This is a genomic window from Bradyrhizobium australafricanum, assembly GCF_020329495.1.
GTDB classification, from domain to species: domain Bacteria; phylum Pseudomonadota; class Alphaproteobacteria; order Rhizobiales; family Xanthobacteraceae; genus Bradyrhizobium; species Bradyrhizobium australafricanum.
Window position 1 is genome coordinate 126099 of record NZ_JAGKJL010000006.1, and the last position, 15040, is coordinate 141138.

Annotated in this window: 12 protein-coding genes; 5 read left to right on the forward strand and 7 right to left on the reverse strand. The window is 65.4% G+C overall.

All coding sequences use genetic code 11. The features are described from left to right. Positions 1 to 38 precede the first annotated feature (38 nt). Positions 39 to 1253 (forward strand): mandelate racemase/muconate lactonizing enzyme family protein, encoded by a 1215-nt coding sequence (locus J6525_RS07920; RefSeq protein WP_225643430.1) that lies wholly within the window; start codon positions 39 to 41, stop codon positions 1251 to 1253. A gap of 158 nt (positions 1254 to 1411) precedes the next feature. Here J6525_RS07920 and J6525_RS07925 read toward each other — a convergent pair whose 3' ends face one another. The 3 genes from J6525_RS07925 to J6525_RS07935 all read right to left on the reverse strand — a co-directional run bounded on the left by J6525_RS07925 (position 1412) and on the right by J6525_RS07935 (position 6688). After that, positions 1412 to 2644 carry an ABC transporter substrate-binding protein gene (locus J6525_RS07925; protein WP_376708454.1) on the reverse strand — a complete coding sequence of 411 codons (1233 nt, stop codon included), beginning with the start codon at positions 2642 to 2644 and terminating at the stop codon, positions 1412 to 1414. A 345-nt stretch (positions 2645 to 2989) separates the two neighbouring features. Further along, positions 2990 to 5029, reverse strand: a complete 2040-nt coding sequence (locus tag J6525_RS07930; protein ID WP_225643434.1) for a hydantoinase/oxoprolinase family protein — start codon at positions 5027 to 5029, stop codon at positions 2990 to 2992. Positions 5030 to 5035: 6 nt separating this feature from the next. Next, positions 5036 to 6688, reverse strand: a complete 1653-nt coding sequence (locus tag J6525_RS07935) for a hydantoinase B/oxoprolinase family protein (RefSeq protein ID WP_225643436.1) — start codon at positions 6686 to 6688, stop codon at positions 5036 to 5038. A gap of 267 nt (positions 6689 to 6955) precedes the next feature. Here J6525_RS07935 and J6525_RS07940 point away from each other — a divergent pair, with 267 nt between their 5' ends. The 4 genes from J6525_RS07940 to J6525_RS07955 are packed head-to-tail and all read left to right on the forward strand — an operon-like array spanning position 6956 to position 10178. Next, the gene (locus J6525_RS07940) at positions 6956 to 7423 is read left to right on the forward strand and encodes a DUF305 domain-containing protein (RefSeq protein WP_225643437.1); all 468 of its coding nucleotides are present in this window, start codon (positions 6956 to 6958) and stop codon (positions 7421 to 7423) included. A gap of 12 nt (positions 7424 to 7435) precedes the next feature. Next, entirely contained in the window at positions 7436 to 8893 is a 1458-nt protein-coding gene (locus tag J6525_RS07945) for a YncE family protein (protein WP_225643439.1), read from the forward strand. Beyond that, the gene (locus J6525_RS07950) at positions 8890 to 9417 is read left to right on the forward strand and encodes an RNA polymerase sigma factor (protein WP_225643441.1); all 528 of its coding nucleotides are present in this window, start codon (positions 8890 to 8892) and stop codon (positions 9415 to 9417) included. The genes J6525_RS07945 and J6525_RS07950 overlap by 4 nt, the downstream gene beginning before the upstream one ends. Next, on the forward strand, positions 9414 to 10178 hold the full coding sequence (locus tag J6525_RS07955) for an anti-sigma factor family protein (protein WP_225643443.1): 765 nt from the start codon (positions 9414 to 9416) through the stop codon (positions 10176 to 10178). The genes J6525_RS07950 and J6525_RS07955 overlap by 4 nt, the downstream gene beginning before the upstream one ends. 13 nt (positions 10179 to 10191) lie before the next feature. Here J6525_RS07955 and J6525_RS07960 read toward each other — a convergent pair whose 3' ends face one another. From J6525_RS07960 to J6525_RS07975, 4 genes are all read right to left on the reverse strand, one after another. Continuing rightward, a complete protein-coding gene (locus J6525_RS07960; protein WP_225164515.1) occupies positions 10192 to 11427 on the reverse strand; it encodes an MFS transporter in 1236 nt (411 codons plus the stop codon). A gap of 216 nt (positions 11428 to 11643) precedes the next feature. Beyond that, complete coding sequence (locus J6525_RS07965) at positions 11644 to 12489, reverse strand: CmcJ/NvfI family oxidoreductase (RefSeq protein WP_092082542.1); 846 nt, start codon at positions 12487 to 12489, stop codon at positions 11644 to 11646. A gap of 518 nt (positions 12490 to 13007) precedes the next feature. Further along, the gene (locus tag J6525_RS07970) at positions 13008 to 13949 is read right to left on the reverse strand and encodes an ABC transporter substrate-binding protein (protein ID WP_225643445.1); all 942 of its coding nucleotides are present in this window, start codon (positions 13947 to 13949) and stop codon (positions 13008 to 13010) included. Continuing rightward, positions 13946 to 15040: an LLM class flavin-dependent oxidoreductase gene (locus tag J6525_RS07975; protein WP_225643448.1), complete on the reverse strand. Its 1095-nt coding sequence runs from the start codon at positions 15038 to 15040 to the stop codon at positions 13946 to 13948. The genes J6525_RS07970 and J6525_RS07975 overlap by 4 nt, the downstream gene beginning before the upstream one ends.

The window sequence follows — 15040 nt, forward strand, 5'->3', positions numbered from 1 at the left end:
TATCCCGCCAACAGCAACAAACAACCGGGCGGGAAACCATGAGCAAATCCACCACAATCAAAAGCGTCGAGACGCTCGCCTGCGATGCCGGCTGGCGGAATTATCACTTCGTCAAGGTGACGACGACGGACGGGCTGGTCGGCTGGAGCGAATATGACGAGGGCTTCGGCGCGCCCGGCGTGACGGCGGCGATCGAGCGGCTGTCGGCGCGCGTGGTCGGCAAGAACGCGTTCGAGCACGAGCGGATCTATGTCGAGTTGTTCGCCGCGACGCGCCCTGCCGCCGGCGGCGTGGTGGCACTGGCGCTCGGGGCGATCGAGAACGCGCTGCTCGACGTCAAGGCCAAGGCGCTCGGCGTGCCCTGCTACGACCTGCTCGGCGGCAAGATCCGCGACCGCGTGCGGGTCTACTGGTCGCATTGCGCGACCTGGCGCATCAATCATCCCGACTGGTACAAGCCGGCGATCACCGATCTCGACGGCGTCAAGGCGATCGGGGCTGAGGTGCGCGAGAAGAAATTCACGGCGATGAAGACCAACATCTTCGTCTATACCGACGGCAAGCCGCAAGGCTGGCGCCCCGGCTTCGGCTCGCCGTTCCAGCCCGAGATCAATATCGACCGCAATGTGCTGCGCAATCTCTGCATGCATCTGGAGGCGATCCGCGACGGCGCGGGGCCGGATGTCGATCTCCTGCTCGACCTCAACTTCAACGCCAAGACCGAAGGCTATCTGAAGATCCTGCGCGCCATCGAGAAGATGGACATGTTCTGGGTCGAGATCGACACCTTCAATCCGCAGGCACTCGGTTATATCCGCCGCCAGAGCCCGCACCCGATCTCGTCCTGCGAGACGCTGCTCGGCCTGCGCGAATTCCTGCCCTATTTCACCGAGCAGGCGATGGATGTCGCGATCATCGACACGCCGTGGAACGGGGTCTGGCAGTCGATGAAGATCGCCGCCGCCGCCGAGCATTTCGAGGTCAACGTCGCGCCGCATAATTTCTACGGCCACCTCTGCACCATGATGAACGCGCATTTCTGCGCCGCGGTGCCGAACCTGCGGATCATGGAAACCGACATCGATCGGCTGGCCTGGGACCACGAGCTGTTCACCCATGTGCCAGAGTTCGTCGACGGCCATCTCGTGATCCAGGATCGTCCGGGCTGGGGCACCGAGCCGAACGAGGAAGGCCTGCGCGCGCACCCGCCGAAGAACAAGGGCGGGCTGTTGAACTATGGGTTGAAGAAGTAAACTCTCTCCACACCGTCGTCCCGGCGAAAGCCGGGACCCATAACCACCGCTGCGTGGTGTGAAAAGGATTGTTGCCCCAGCGACGCACAAACAACTGAGAGTTGGGGTAATGGGTCCCGGCCTTCGCCGGGACGACGCATGACCCAACTCAACGGCCCTCAATTATCCTCGCGCACTGCCGTGAACGCGCTGTCGATCACGTCGCCGATCGGCTGCCAGGCATTGCCGTCGAACTGCACCAGCCGCATCTGCTTGATCGGGCGGAAGTCCTTCGGTCCGGTGTTGATCACGATCCCGGGCAGCGCGATCGGGCTCTGGTAGTCCTTCAGCGACGCGGCCTGCCGCATGATGTTCTCGCGCGACAGATCGTCGCCGCACTGGCGCAGCACCTGCATCAGCGTATCCGCGGCGGCGTAGCCGAACACGGCGTAGATGTCGTCCTTGTCACCGTCGGGATAATATTTGTCCATGAAGGCGAGCCATGCCTTGATCTGCGGATCGTCCTTCCAGGAGGCATCGCCGGCATCCTTGAGGAACGAGGTCGAGATCACACCGAGCGAATTCTGCAGGCCCGCCGGCCGCAAGGCGCTGGCGATCGAGGCCGACGCGTTGTCGAGGATGAACACCGGATGCCAGTCGAGGTCGGCGGCGACGCGGATCGCGCGCGCCGCGATCGCCGGCGCGCCGTCAAACACCAGAATATCGGCGCCGGAGTTCTTCAGGATTCCGATCTGGTTCTGGATCGCGGTCTCCGATGCATCGAAAGCGAGATCGGCGACGATCATGCCCGCGGTGTCGCCGAGCCCCTCCTGCAATCCCTTGAACAGGTCGCGGCCGAACTGGTCGTTCTGCCAGAGCACCGCGATCTTGCGGGAGGGATAGGCCGCTTGAATGTAATTGGCGTAGATCCGCCCCTCGGCGCGGAAGGTCGGCTGCCAGCCCATGGTCCAGGGAAAGGTCACAGGATGCGCCCACGCCTCGTCGCCGGAAGCAACGAACAGCTGCGGCACCTTGTTCTCGTTGAGGTACTTCCTGACCGCGAGATTGCTCGGCGTGCCGAACGAGCCGAACATCAACAGCACGTCCTGCTTCTCGACGAGATCGCGGGTCTGCTCCATCGCGATCTTCGGATTGGAGCTATCATCGACCGAGACGAACCTGACCTTGCGGCCGTTGATGCCGCCGTGCTCGTTGACCATGTCGAAATAGGCCGCCTCCGCCCGCCCGATGGTCGCGAATGCCGCGAGCGGTCCGGTGTACGGCATGACGTTGCCGATGCGGATCTCGTCGCCGGCCGCCGGCTGCGCCTGTTGCGCGCGCAACGGCGCCGCCGCGAGGACAGCTGCGAGGACCAGGGATATCGAAAGCGCAGTTTGTCTTTTTGTTTGCATCAACATCGCCACAAACGCCGGCGGCGGGCCGACGCTCCTCCCGAGCGAGCGGAGTTTATCGCCCAAGCCAATGCCGGAAAAATGAAATGTTGATGGCGGAGGCAGGCCTTCTTTCACCTCCCCCGCAAGCGCAGGGCAATCGCATATGGCAGCGAAAAGCTTGACGGCGCTATTTCCACATCGTCATGGCCGGGCTTGTCCCGGCCATCCACGTCTTTTTCGCGCGGAAACCAAGACGTGGATGCCCGGCACAAGGCCGGGCATGACGAGTCTGTGGAGGGATCGAGCGCACATGCGATAGCCCTGCCCGCAAGCGGGAGAGGGAGTGCAGTTCCGACTTGGCGATCAGCGCAATGTTATGTCGAGCCAGCCCAGCGGGTTGACCGCGACGCGGTCACCGCTGTCGACCAGGACGGTGGTGGTTTCAGCCTCAATGATCGCCGGACCGGCCAGCGAATGGCCCGGCCTGAGATCGTCGAGCGCGTAGACCGGCACCTCGCGCCAGGCACCGAACCAGGCCTGCCGCTTGCCGCGCGGCGCGCAGGGCGCAGCCGAGCTGGCCTTTCCGGCATCACTGCCGCCGCGCGCCACCTTGCCGACGGCGGCGACGCGGGCGTTGACGAACACCACCTCCTGGCCGCGCGAGGCATAGGTGTAGAGCTCCTCGTGGCGGCGATGGAAGCGCTCCTCGATTTGCGTCACGAGATCGGCGGCGCCGAGATCGAGGTCGCCGAGCGGCACGTCGATCTCGAACACCTGCTCGCCGTACCGCATCTCGGCCGAGCGTTCGGTCGCGATGTCGTCCTTGAACCAGTCGCGCAGCCGCCCCGCCGCCTGCGCTTCCAGCCCGGCGAACAAGGCGCGAACCTCGTCGGCGGAAATCCGGCCCGTGCCGTAATGGGTGCGGCTGACCTCGTAGCGCAGATCGCTGGTCAGCATACCCCAGGCCGAAAGCACGGAGGCGACCGTCGGCACGATGATGCGCTTGATCTCGAGCTCGCGCGCGACCTCGGCGGCGTGCATGCCGGCGGCGCCGCCGAAGCTGAGCAGCGCGAATTTGCGGGGATCGACGCCGCGGCGCAAGGTCATCAGGCGGATGCCGTCGGCCATCTTCAAATTGATCATCTTGTAGATGCCGGCGGCGGCCTCGATCCGCGACAGCTCGAGCGCTGCGGCAATCTGATCCACCGCCGTTTCCGACGCGACGCGATCGAGCGGGCGCGCGCCGCCCATGAAGGCGGCGGCGTCGAGATAACCGAGCACGACATTGGCATCGGTGACGGTGGCAGCCATGCCGCCATTGCCGTAGCAGGCCGGGCCCGGCACCGAGCCTGCGCTCTCCGGCCCGACCCGCAGCGTGCGGCCGCCGTCGACGCTCGCGATCGAGCCGCCCCCGGCGGCGATGCTGGCGATGTCGAGGCTGCGCAGCGCAATGCGCTGGCCTGCGAGCATGCCGTCGGCCGACAGCGAGGCCTGGCCATCGGCGATCAGCGAGATATCGGTCGAGGTGCCGCCCATGTCGAACGGCACGAGATCGGGAATCCCGAGCAGGTCGGCGCAGCGGCGGCTACCGGAAATGCCGCCGGCCGGCCCCGACAGCACAGTGCCCGCGGCAAGCCGCGAGGCCTCCTCCACCGGCGCCATGCCGCCATGCGATAGCACGACGAACAGCGAGCCGGCAAAGCCGGCCTCATGCAGGCTGCGCTCCAGATTGGTGAGATAGCGCCGCACGGTGGGCTCGACATAAGCGTTCACGATCGTGGTCGAGGCGCGCTCATATTCCTTGATCTGCGGCAGCACGTCGCTGGAGCGCGACACGCTGACGTCGGGCAGCTCCTTCGCCAGCTGCTCGACGGCGGCAAGCTCGTGTGCCGGGTTGAGATAGGCATGCAGAAAGCAGACCGCGACGGAATTCGCACCCGACCGTTTCACCTCGGCGACGACATCGCCGAGCGCTGTGGCATCGAGTGCAACCGCGGCGCTGCCGTCGGCCTTCAGCCGCTCGCGCACGCCAAAGCGGCGCTCGCGCGGCACCAGCGGCTCGGGCGGCGGCGTGCGCAGATCGTAGCGGTCCGGCTTCAGCCCTTCGCGCATCTCGACGACGTCGCGATGACCTTCGGTGGTCAGCAGCGCAACTTTGGCGCCCTTGCGCTCGAGCAGCGCATTGGTCGCAACCGTCGTGCCGTGCACCAGGCGATCGGTCGCGGCGAGCATCGCCGCGCGCGTCACGCCGAGGCGGCGCGCCAACTCTTCCAATCCCGCCATGACGCCGATCGACTGATCGGCCGGCGTGGACGGCGATTTCGCAAAAACCGTGCGCCCGGTTTGATCCGTCGCAACCAGGTCGGTGTAAGTGCCGCCGACGTCGACCCCAATCGTGTACATCGCTGCCTACACCGCTTTCGAAACCAAACCTTGCGCAAGGTCGCGCGCCCGCGCGTCCGCCGAGCGCTTCTCCGGTGGCCCCCAGCCGCCGCCGCCGGAAGACCGGATCTCGAGGCAATCGCCCGGACGAAGCTCGATGCCGACTTCTTTCGTCTTCAACACGCGCGGCGCGCGGCCTTCCGAGAGCAGCCGGTAGTGATGCGGCTCGCCGTCCTTGCCGCCGAGCATGCCGCAGGGACCATGGCGCGCGCCGTCGCCGGCGGTGTTGCCCTTGGCCGGCTTTTGCGTCTCCAGCACCATGTCGAGCGCGACGCCAAGGCCGCCGCGATGCTGGCCGTCGCCGCCGGAGTCCGGCCGGAATTCGTGCTGGCGGAAATGCAGGGGAAAGCGCACTTCGGCAACCTCGATGCTGCCGAATTTGAGACCGCCGACCGAGTGCCATTCGCCGATCGACGAATAACCGTCGCCGCCGGGCGAGGCGCCGCCGCCGGGCCGTGCCTGGAACATGTGCCAGATGAAATTGCGTCCGTTGCGTGGATCCTCACCCTGGATCGCGATACGGAAGCGGCGCCCCCACCCGCCCATCACCCGATCCGGACAGGACGCCGACATCGCCTTGATGATGGCTTCGACGATCTCGTTGGAGGGATGGCTGGTGCACAAGGTGACGGGACGGCCGGGATCGGCCCAAACAATCGTGCCCTGCTTCGCCACCACCTTGAGCGGCCGCAGCGCGCCGGTGTTCTTGGGAATGTCGGCATCGATCAGATAGGCAAAGGCCATCGCGACCGCCGCCTGCATGTTGGCATGCGAGGAATTGACAAAACTGGTCGACTGCGGATCGGAGCCGGTGAGATCAACCTCGATGTCGCTGCCCTTCTTGGTCACCTTGGCGGCGATCCTGATGTCGGTGCGGCCGTGGCCGTCATCGTCGAGCAGCGCCTCGCCGTAGAACACGCCGTCCTTCCAGCTCGACACCACGGCGCGGGTCTGCTGCTCGGTCGCGTCCAAAATCGCCTCGATCGCGGCTTCGACCGTCTCCGCGCCGAACTCGCTGAACAGTTTTGCGACGCGGCGCTCGCCGAGATGCGCGGCCCCGAGCATTGCCGCGAGGTCGCCGCGGAATTCACGGGGGTTGCGGATGTTCAAAGCCAGGAGGTCGAGCAGATCCTCGCGCGGCTTGCCGGCCTCGTAGAGCTTGATCGGCGGAATGCGGATGCCTTCCTGATAGATCTCGGTGGCGGCTGGATTGTAGGCGCCGTGGGTGGCGCCGCCGATGTCGCTCTGATGCGCGCGCACGATGGTCCAGAGCAGCCTTTTTCCGCCATCGAATACCGGCACGAAGGCCGTGAGATCAGGCAGGTGGCTGCCGCCCTGGTAGGGATCGTTGAGCAGGATGACGTCGCCGGGCGCGACATCCTTGAAGCGCTCCTCGACCGCCAGCGTCGCCCAGGGCAAGGCGCCGACATGAACCGGAATGTGGTCGGCCTGCGCGATCAGCCGCCCGTTGGTGTCGCAAATCGCCAGCGAAAAATCGCGGCTGGAATTGAGGATCTGCGAATAGGAGGTGCGAAGCATGGCTTCGCCCATCTCCTTCACGATCGACGACAGGCGGTGCTGGACGACGGAGCGGGTGATCGGATCGATCTTGGCGGACATCTTGGCCTTCTTGGCGCGAGCGACTTGCGCAGGGAGGATGGTGGAACCGGTCGATCGAAACCGGAATTCCTTCTTATAGCCAGTGGCTTGCGGATCGCAAATCGGCTGGCCCGGCCGAAACGGATCATTCCGGCGATCAGCAAGTCGTGATCGACAAGAATTTGCCTGACGACGGAATAGAACTCACGCTGCTGCGTCCCACCCATGCAAGCCGGCCCAAGCCCGTAACCGCTCGGGCCTCCCCGACAACTCCCAGGGTGAACGCAAATGCTTCCTCGATTCCTTAAGTCCGGCCTCGCGCCGCTCGCCGGCGTCGCCCTGCTCGCTTTTGCAGCTGCGGCGGCTGCTTTCGCGCATGACGACCATCATCCGGCGCAGGGCGCGCAGACGGCCGAAGAGAGCGCCTTCCTCGCCGAAAACGATACCGCGATGACCAAGATGATGAATGACATGGCCGCCAAGCCGAGCGGCGATATCGACCGCGACTTCGTCGCGATGATGACGCCGCATCATCAGGGCGCGATCGACATGGCGGTGATCGAGCTCCGCTACGGCAAGAACGAACAGCTGCGCCGGATCGCGCAGGAAATCATCGTCGAGCAGCAGCAGGAGATCGACGCCATGAAGCTCGCGATTGGAGCTCCGGTTACGGCATCCGCGCCCGCCCCGACGCAGCAGAGCCCGACGCCCGCCGCTCACGATCATATGAACATGTCCCACGGAATGAAGAACTAGGAGCCTCAAACGATGAACCGTCAAACCCTCAAGAGCCTGCTGGCCACGACCGTGCTGGCGATGTCGGGCCCTGCTTTCGCCGGACAGGCGCCGGGCGCTGCGTCCTCGCCCGACATTCCGGTCAGCCATCACGATCGCGTCTACGCCGCCGAGCAGTTCTCCAACACGGTGTCGGTCACCGACCCGGCCGACAACAAGCTGCTCGGCGTGATCCGGCTCGGCGACCCGCAGCCGGGCAATTTCAGCCCGCTCTACAAGGGCCAGGTGCTGGTCCACGGCATGGGCTATTCGCCCGACCATCACATGCTCGCAGTGGTCTCGATCGGTTCGAACTCGGTGAGCTTCATCGACACAGCAACCAACGCGGTCAAGCACGTCACCTATATCGGGCGGTCACCGCACGAGGCGTTCTTCACGCCCGACGGCAAGGAAGTATGGGTCACGGTGCGCGGCGAGAATTACATCTCGGTCATCGACGCGCAGAGCTTCAAGGAAACAACGCGCATCGAGGTGCCCGCGGGACCGGGCATGCAGATCTTCTCGCCCGACGGCAAGTACGGCTACATCTGTTCGTCGTTCAACCCGGAGACTGACGTGGTCTCGGTCGCAGACCATCAGATCGTCGCCAAGGTGAAGCAGGAAAGCCCGTTCTGCCCGAACATCGCGGCGTCGCCCGATGGCGACCAGGTCTGGTTCACGCTGAAGGATGTCGGCCGGACGCAGGTGTTCAACGCCAAGCCGCCGTTCGACCTGATTAAGACCATCGACAGCGGCCCGATCACCAACCACGTCAATTTCGCGAAGACGCCTAAGGGCACGCTGGCCTATGTCACGATCGGCGGCACCAACGAGGTCAAGGTGTTTCGAACCGACGACTTCTCGCAAGTCGCGACCATTCCCGTCGGCAATCTGCCGCACGGCGTCTGGCCGTCAGGCGACGGCACGCGGGTCTATGTCGGTCTCGAAAATGCCGACGCGCTGGCGGCGATCGACACCGCGACCAACAAGGTGATCGCCAACATCCCGATCGGCCAGGCGCCGCAGGCGATCGTCTATGTGCCGAACGCCGCGCCAAATCCGGATGACCGCCAGAACCTGCAGGCCCTCGGCGTCGCCGGCCAGGCCGCTCACCTCGCGCTCGCACCGAAAAAGCAAGCCAAGGGCGAGAAGCCGCCGACCAGCGTATCGCTGTTCGATCAAGGGCTGATCCAGGTGCTGCAGGCTTCCGTGACCGGGCTCGAGCCGAAGCAGCACTACGTGCTGGGATTGGCCGAACACGCCGACGGTGGCGGCATGGTGGAGCCGCTGGCAGCCTTCATGACCAATCCGGCCGGCTCCGCGATCGTCAACGCGGCCGGTCCGATCCGGCAGATCGTGCAGAGCGCGGCTAGGGCGGAGCGACGCTACCTCGTCATCGCATCCGGCGAACCGGCGAAACTCGGAGCGGTCGTGCAGGTCCAAGCGCCATGAGCGACATGCTGCACCTGGTCGAGCCGCTGATACCCGCCTTGCGGCGCTATGCGCGGGCCCTGGTCCGCGACCATGCGGCGGCCGACGACCTGGTGCAGGACTGCCTGGAACGCGCCGTCATTCACTGGGAGCAGCGGCGGTCGGACAATCCGCGCCCGTGGCTGTTCGCGATCCTGCATAATCTCGCCATCAACCAGTTTCGCCGCGCAACGGTGCACGGCGTTCATGTCGCGATCGACGAAACCAACGAGGGTTCGTTCGGCCAGGAAGCGGCGCAGGAGCACAAGGTGATGTATCGCGATGTCATGGCGAAGCTCGCCAGGCTTCCGCATGACCAGCGTGCGGTGCTGCTGCTCGTCGGTGTCGAGGATTTGTCCTACGCCGATGCCGCGAAGGTGCTGGGCGTGCCCATTGGCACGGTGATGTCACGCCTCGCGCGCGCCCGCGAGCGGCTGCATCACGAACTGGAGGGAACTCCCGGCGACCTGGATCATAACATCGTGCAATTGCGGAACAAGACATGAGCAACCGCCCCATTACAGAAGACGACCTGCACGCCTATGTCGATCGCGCGCTCGAGCCGGAACGCGAGGCCGAGGTCCGAGCCTATCTGGACAAGCATCCGGACGTGGCCAAGTGCATCGCCGCCTACTCGGATGAGCGTAACCTTTTGCGATCGGCGCTGCTGCCGATCGCCGAGGAGCCGCTGCCGCCGCAGCTCAACCTCGCCAGGATGATCGAGAGCCCTCGTCGCCGCCCGTCGTCGTTGCGCTGGGCCATCGCAGCGATGCTGATGCTCTCGCTCGGCGGCCTCGGTGGATGGATGATCCGTGGCGCGACACAGGCACCGGTCGGCGGAATTGTGGCGCTCGCCGAGGAGGCCAGCGATTCCTACAGAGTGTACGCCTCCGATCGCACGCGGCCGGTCGAGCTGCGCGACAGCACCGAGCTTGTGCAATGGGTCTCCAACCGGTTGCATCAACCGGTGAAGCTGCCGGATCTCACCAAGTCGGGATATCGTTTGATGGGCGGACGGGTAGTGCCGACCGCACATGGTCCTGCGGCCATGTTCATGTACGACGACGATCGCGGCGAGCGGCTCGTGGTTCTCACCCGCCCGATGACGTCAGACCAGAACGCGCCGATGGCCGCGCATTCGGGTGGCAACGTCGCGGGCTTCTCGTGGGCCGACGGCGGTACGGGCTACTCCCTGGTGGGGCCGCGCGGGGGCGATTCCCTGCGGCCGCTTGCCAACGAGATTCGCAAGCAGGCGCAGACGATCTGATCGGAACGGAGCGCTAGGGCCTAGTGTAGACCAGGAACAGCACGATCCCGATCACCAGCGCGCCGGCGATGAACAGCAGCACCGCGGGCAACCCGAACAGCGCCGCGACGCCGGCGGTGCTCGATTGCAGCAGCGCCGCGCCGAGGAAGAACGCGAGATTGACCGAGGACAGCGCCTTGCCGGTGTTCTGTGCGGCGACGAGCTGGCGCGTCATGCCGTAGATCAGCGGCTGCGCCGACGTCGCGAGCCCGATCAGGATCAACAGCACCAGGTCATATTGCGTCGGCATCACGGTAACGCCGAAGAGGTTCGAGACCGGGAAATGCGGCGCACCGGCCGCCATCAAGACGAGCAGCAGCGCGGCGATGGCGTGCGTCACCGCCACCATGGCGCGGCGGTGCCCGAACTTGCGATCGAAAGCGCCGATGCAGGCCGGGCCGACGATCATCGCCAGCGTGAACAGGCCGAGCACATTGCCGGCCTCGATCCGGCTCAGCCCTTTCTCGTCCATCAGCCACGGGCCACCCCACAAGCCGCGCAAGGTCAGCGACGCGCCGAGCGACACCAGCGACAGCGCGATCAGGCCGCGCAGGCCGCGCGACATGCCGAGCCGCAGTACCTCGGCCATCTGGTGCAGCGGCGAGGAATCATCCGCATGCGCCGCCGGCTGCCGCGGCACCAGCGCGAACACCGCGATCAGCACGACAATGCCGAAGCCGGCCGAAACCCAGAAACCGGCGCGCCAGCCGAACTGATCGACCACGAAGGCCAGCGGGCTTGCCGACAGCAGCATGCCGATATTGCCGATCGAGAGGATCAGGCCGGACCACAGGCCGAACTTCGCCGCCGACATCTGCTTGGCCGCGAGCGTCATCGGGCACATCAGCATGCCCGAAGTGGCGACGCCGAGCATGAGCTGGCCAAGCACAAAGCTCGCAGGCCCCGTCGCCAGCGCCGAGACCAGCGTTCCGATAACGGTACCGGCGAGCAGGCTCAGCGACACCGGCCGCACGCCGAAACGATCCATCGCGGCGCCGACCGGGATTTGCGAGGCGGCAAAGGAGAAATGATAGATCGAGGTGAGGCTCGCCAGCGCCTGCGGCGAGGTGCCGAAATCCGACGCCATCAGATCGAGGCTGATCGCCGGGATGGTCCGCAGCAGCGTCGACAGCATGTGGCCGGAGGCCAATGCCAGAAGTGCAAGCACCAGGGCGCGGAACCCGATCCCCGCCTCTTCCTTCGTCACCACGCCGTCCACGAATCGCCTCTTCCCCGAGCGGTTTGGCGACGGGCGTAACATTATTGGGCGGAGGGTGCCAACTTTGGCGGCACCGCGATTTTGGCACCCCACATGCCGTCATGGCCGGGCTTGTCCCGGCCATCCACGTCTTTTCTTCGCGTGGAAACGAAGACGTGGATGCCCGGGACGAGCCCGGGCATGACGAGTTTGTGGGGACTGCGTCCCTTACTGCCTATGGAATACCAGCGTGCGCAGCTCGATGCTCTCGCGCGGCGCGGCGTCTGCGGGCGTGGTCGGATCGACAAACGCGGTATGCGGCCCGAACCGCGTCCGGCCGTCGGTCGCCGAGTCGTAGCATTTCAGCAGGATCGCCTCGTCCGGCGTCATCTCGGGAATGTAGAACCAGCGATGGTTCGGATTGTACTTCACCGAATAGGTCTCGCCGCTGCGGTTCGGATAGATCAGGTCCGAAGCAATGAGATCCTCCGGCGCGACCGTGGTGCCGTCGGCCATCGCCAGCGGAGAATCGCGCAATGGACCGCGGATCGGGCGCCACAGATTGATCACCTGGACGCGGCCCTTGACCAGCTGCTCGGCCTCGTCGGGCAGGTGCTCGAACACGCGGTTGCGGCCGGAGACGGCGGTCTGATCGACATGGACGCGGGTCGCCGGCTGGCGCGGACCACCGCCGCGGATATCCGCTGCGCCCTCGACACGCTTGCGCACGGTGTGATCGAAGATGAGAACGCGATCCGCCTTCAGCGTCGCCTTCAGGAAGGCCTCGACGGCAGGATAGTAGACGTTGCGGACTTCGTTCTCGTCGTAATAGTCCCTCACACTGGTCGGATGCTTGACCAGCGCAAAGCCCTCGCGATCGAGCGAGAAGCTGTCGGCGATCAAACGCCCGTCAAAGATCGGAACATTGTGGGCTTCGGGCAGCGCGGTGGATTTGGGTTCGCCGGGCGGCGGATCGAAGGCGTAGGTCCGGGGCTTGCCCGGCGTCGGCGCGATATAATTCAGTTCAGCGGTCACAAACGGCAGCGACTCGATGCGAGTTTGTTGAAGGCCCATGGTGATCTCCCGGACTCGATTGTTCGTGCTTTTGATCTTGGCAGCGCCGGAGGAAGCGGCAAGGCCGCGGCGAAAATAGCAACGTTGCGGTTTTGGAATGTGCCAAACGGGGAAAATCCTTGCCGCGCGGCAGCCCGCGGACGAATGGATGTTTTGAATCACGGGTTCGTTAGCGGTGCAATAGTGCGGAGTTGAATCGCTTCCGCGCAGACGGTCCACATCTCCCGCTTGCAGGGCCGCCGCAGGTGCGCCGGCAAAATATCGAAAACAACCCCATGCAAAGGAGCTCGCGGCTGCCGGCCTTCGACCGGGCAGCTTGACACGTCGGGCAAATCAGGGATACATTTCCAATATTCCGAAATCGTGCAAGCACCCGTCGTCCTGGCGAAAGCCAGGACCCATTACCACCGAATTTGATAGCGAGCGGGATCGCGGCCCCAGCGTCGTACAACAACTGCCATCCGGGGTAATGGGTCCTGGCTTTCGCCAGGACGACGCTGGTGTCGCTTGCAGACTGCCTACAGTCCCGCGCCCTTCTCGACCGCGGTGCCAAACGAGCGATCGACGACGTCGGCGGCGTTGATCTTCTGCCGGATCAGGCCCCAGCGGTCGTAGAGGTCGATGGTCTTCTGCTCGTCGGCCACCACGCTGTCGTCGATCGGCGCGATGCGGATCTTGGCGCGCGTCAGCCAGTTCACGGCCACCGCGGGCGGGATGTTCATCAGCCTGCCCCAGGTCGCAGCGTAGCCCTCGACATTGTTCTGCGACCATGCGCGCGCGGCCGCCAACCGCCGCACGAAATCCTCGAGCTCGGCGCGCTTGGCCTTGATCGCATCCGGTGTCGCGACCTGGAAGCCGAGGCCGGGCGTAATGCCGTCGGCCGTGATAACGCGGCGCGACTTGAACAGCACCTCTTCCTGGCTCACATACGGCTCCCAGGTCGACCAGGCGTCGACCGAACCTTGCGTGTAGGCGACCTTCGCGTCCGACGGCGCGAGGAACACGATCTGCACGTCGTTCGCCTGCCAGCCTTTCGATTCCAGCGCCGCCAGGATCAGCTGATGGCCGATCGAACCGCGGCCGGTTGCGATCTTCTTGCCGCGCAGATCGTCAAAGCTCTTGATCGCAGAGCTTTCCGGCACCAGGACCGCGAGCCCGTCGCGCGACTGCCGCGCGGCCGCAATCGCCTTGACTGGAATTTTGGCGGCCGCCGCGAAGGTGAACGGCGCGTCGCCGACCAGGCCGGTGTCGATCGCGCTTGCGCCCAGCGCCTCTAGCAGCGGCGCGGCCGCGGCGAACTCCTTCCACTCGATCTTGTAGGGGACGTCCTTGAGCACACCGGCCGCTTCCATCACGGCCTGCGAATTGCCCTTCTGGTCGCCGACGCGCAGCGTGGTCTGCGCGGCAGCGCCATCGACGGCGGCGAGCGCAAGCACTGCCGCAACAATGAGACGGATCATTCGGCGGCAATCCCCCGCTGCTGGTCGCGCGCTTCGATCAGCTTGCGGGTCAGCGGGATCAGCGCCCGGCCATAGTCGATCGCATCGACCAGCGGGTCGAAGCCGCGGATCAGGAAGTGGCTGACGCCGAGATCGTAATAATCGCCGAATACCTCGGCGACCTGCTCGGGTGTGCCGACCAGCGCGGTAGTGTTGCTGTTGGCGCCCGTCAGTTTGGCGATCTCCGTCCACAGCCGCTTGTCGATGCGCGTGCCCTGATCGGCGAGCGCCAGCAGCCGCTTGGCGCCGTCCGTCGCGTGGTTGGGACGGCGATAGCCGGTCTGGTCCTGCAGCGCGGTGGCGCGCTCGAGGATGTGCTCCGCCTTCTTCCACGCCTTCTCCTCGGTGTCGGCGAGGATCGGCCGCACCGACAGGCTGAAGCGCGGCGTCGGCCTTCCGTGCTTCGCAGCCGCCGCGCGCACCCGCGCGGTGACATCGCGCACCTGCGCGTAGGACTCGCCCCACAGCGCGAAAGTATCGGCGTGCTTGCCCGCGACCTCGACCGCGGCGTCCGAGCCGCCGCCGACGAAGGTGTAGATGCCGCCCTTCTGCAACGGCTTCACCTGCGAGAAGCCGTTCTCGACGTTGTAATACTTGCCGCTGTAGTTGAACGGCTTCTCGCTGGTCCATTCCAGCCGCACCACATCGAGGAATTCGCCGGTGCGGGCGTAGCGCTCATCCTTGTCGTCGAGCGTGTTGCCGTCCTGGCGCAGCTCGATGGCGTTGCCGCCGGTGATGACGTGCAGCGAGACGCGGCCGCCATAGAACTGATCCAGCGTCGCAAGCTGCCGCGCCAGCAGCGTCGGCGCGGTGAAGCCCGGGCGCTGCGCGATCATCACCTTGAGCTGCTTGGTGATGGTCAGGACATGCTGCGCGACCTGCAACGCATCCGGCGTGGTGGAGTGGAACGCCAGCAGCGCGCGATCGAAACCGGCGAGCTCATGGGCCTTGGCCACCGTCTCGATATAGGGCGGATCGAGCACCGGGCCGGAGCGGACGATGGTCTCGGAGGCATTGTTGTTGGTGATGAAGCCGATGAACTCGACCGGCAT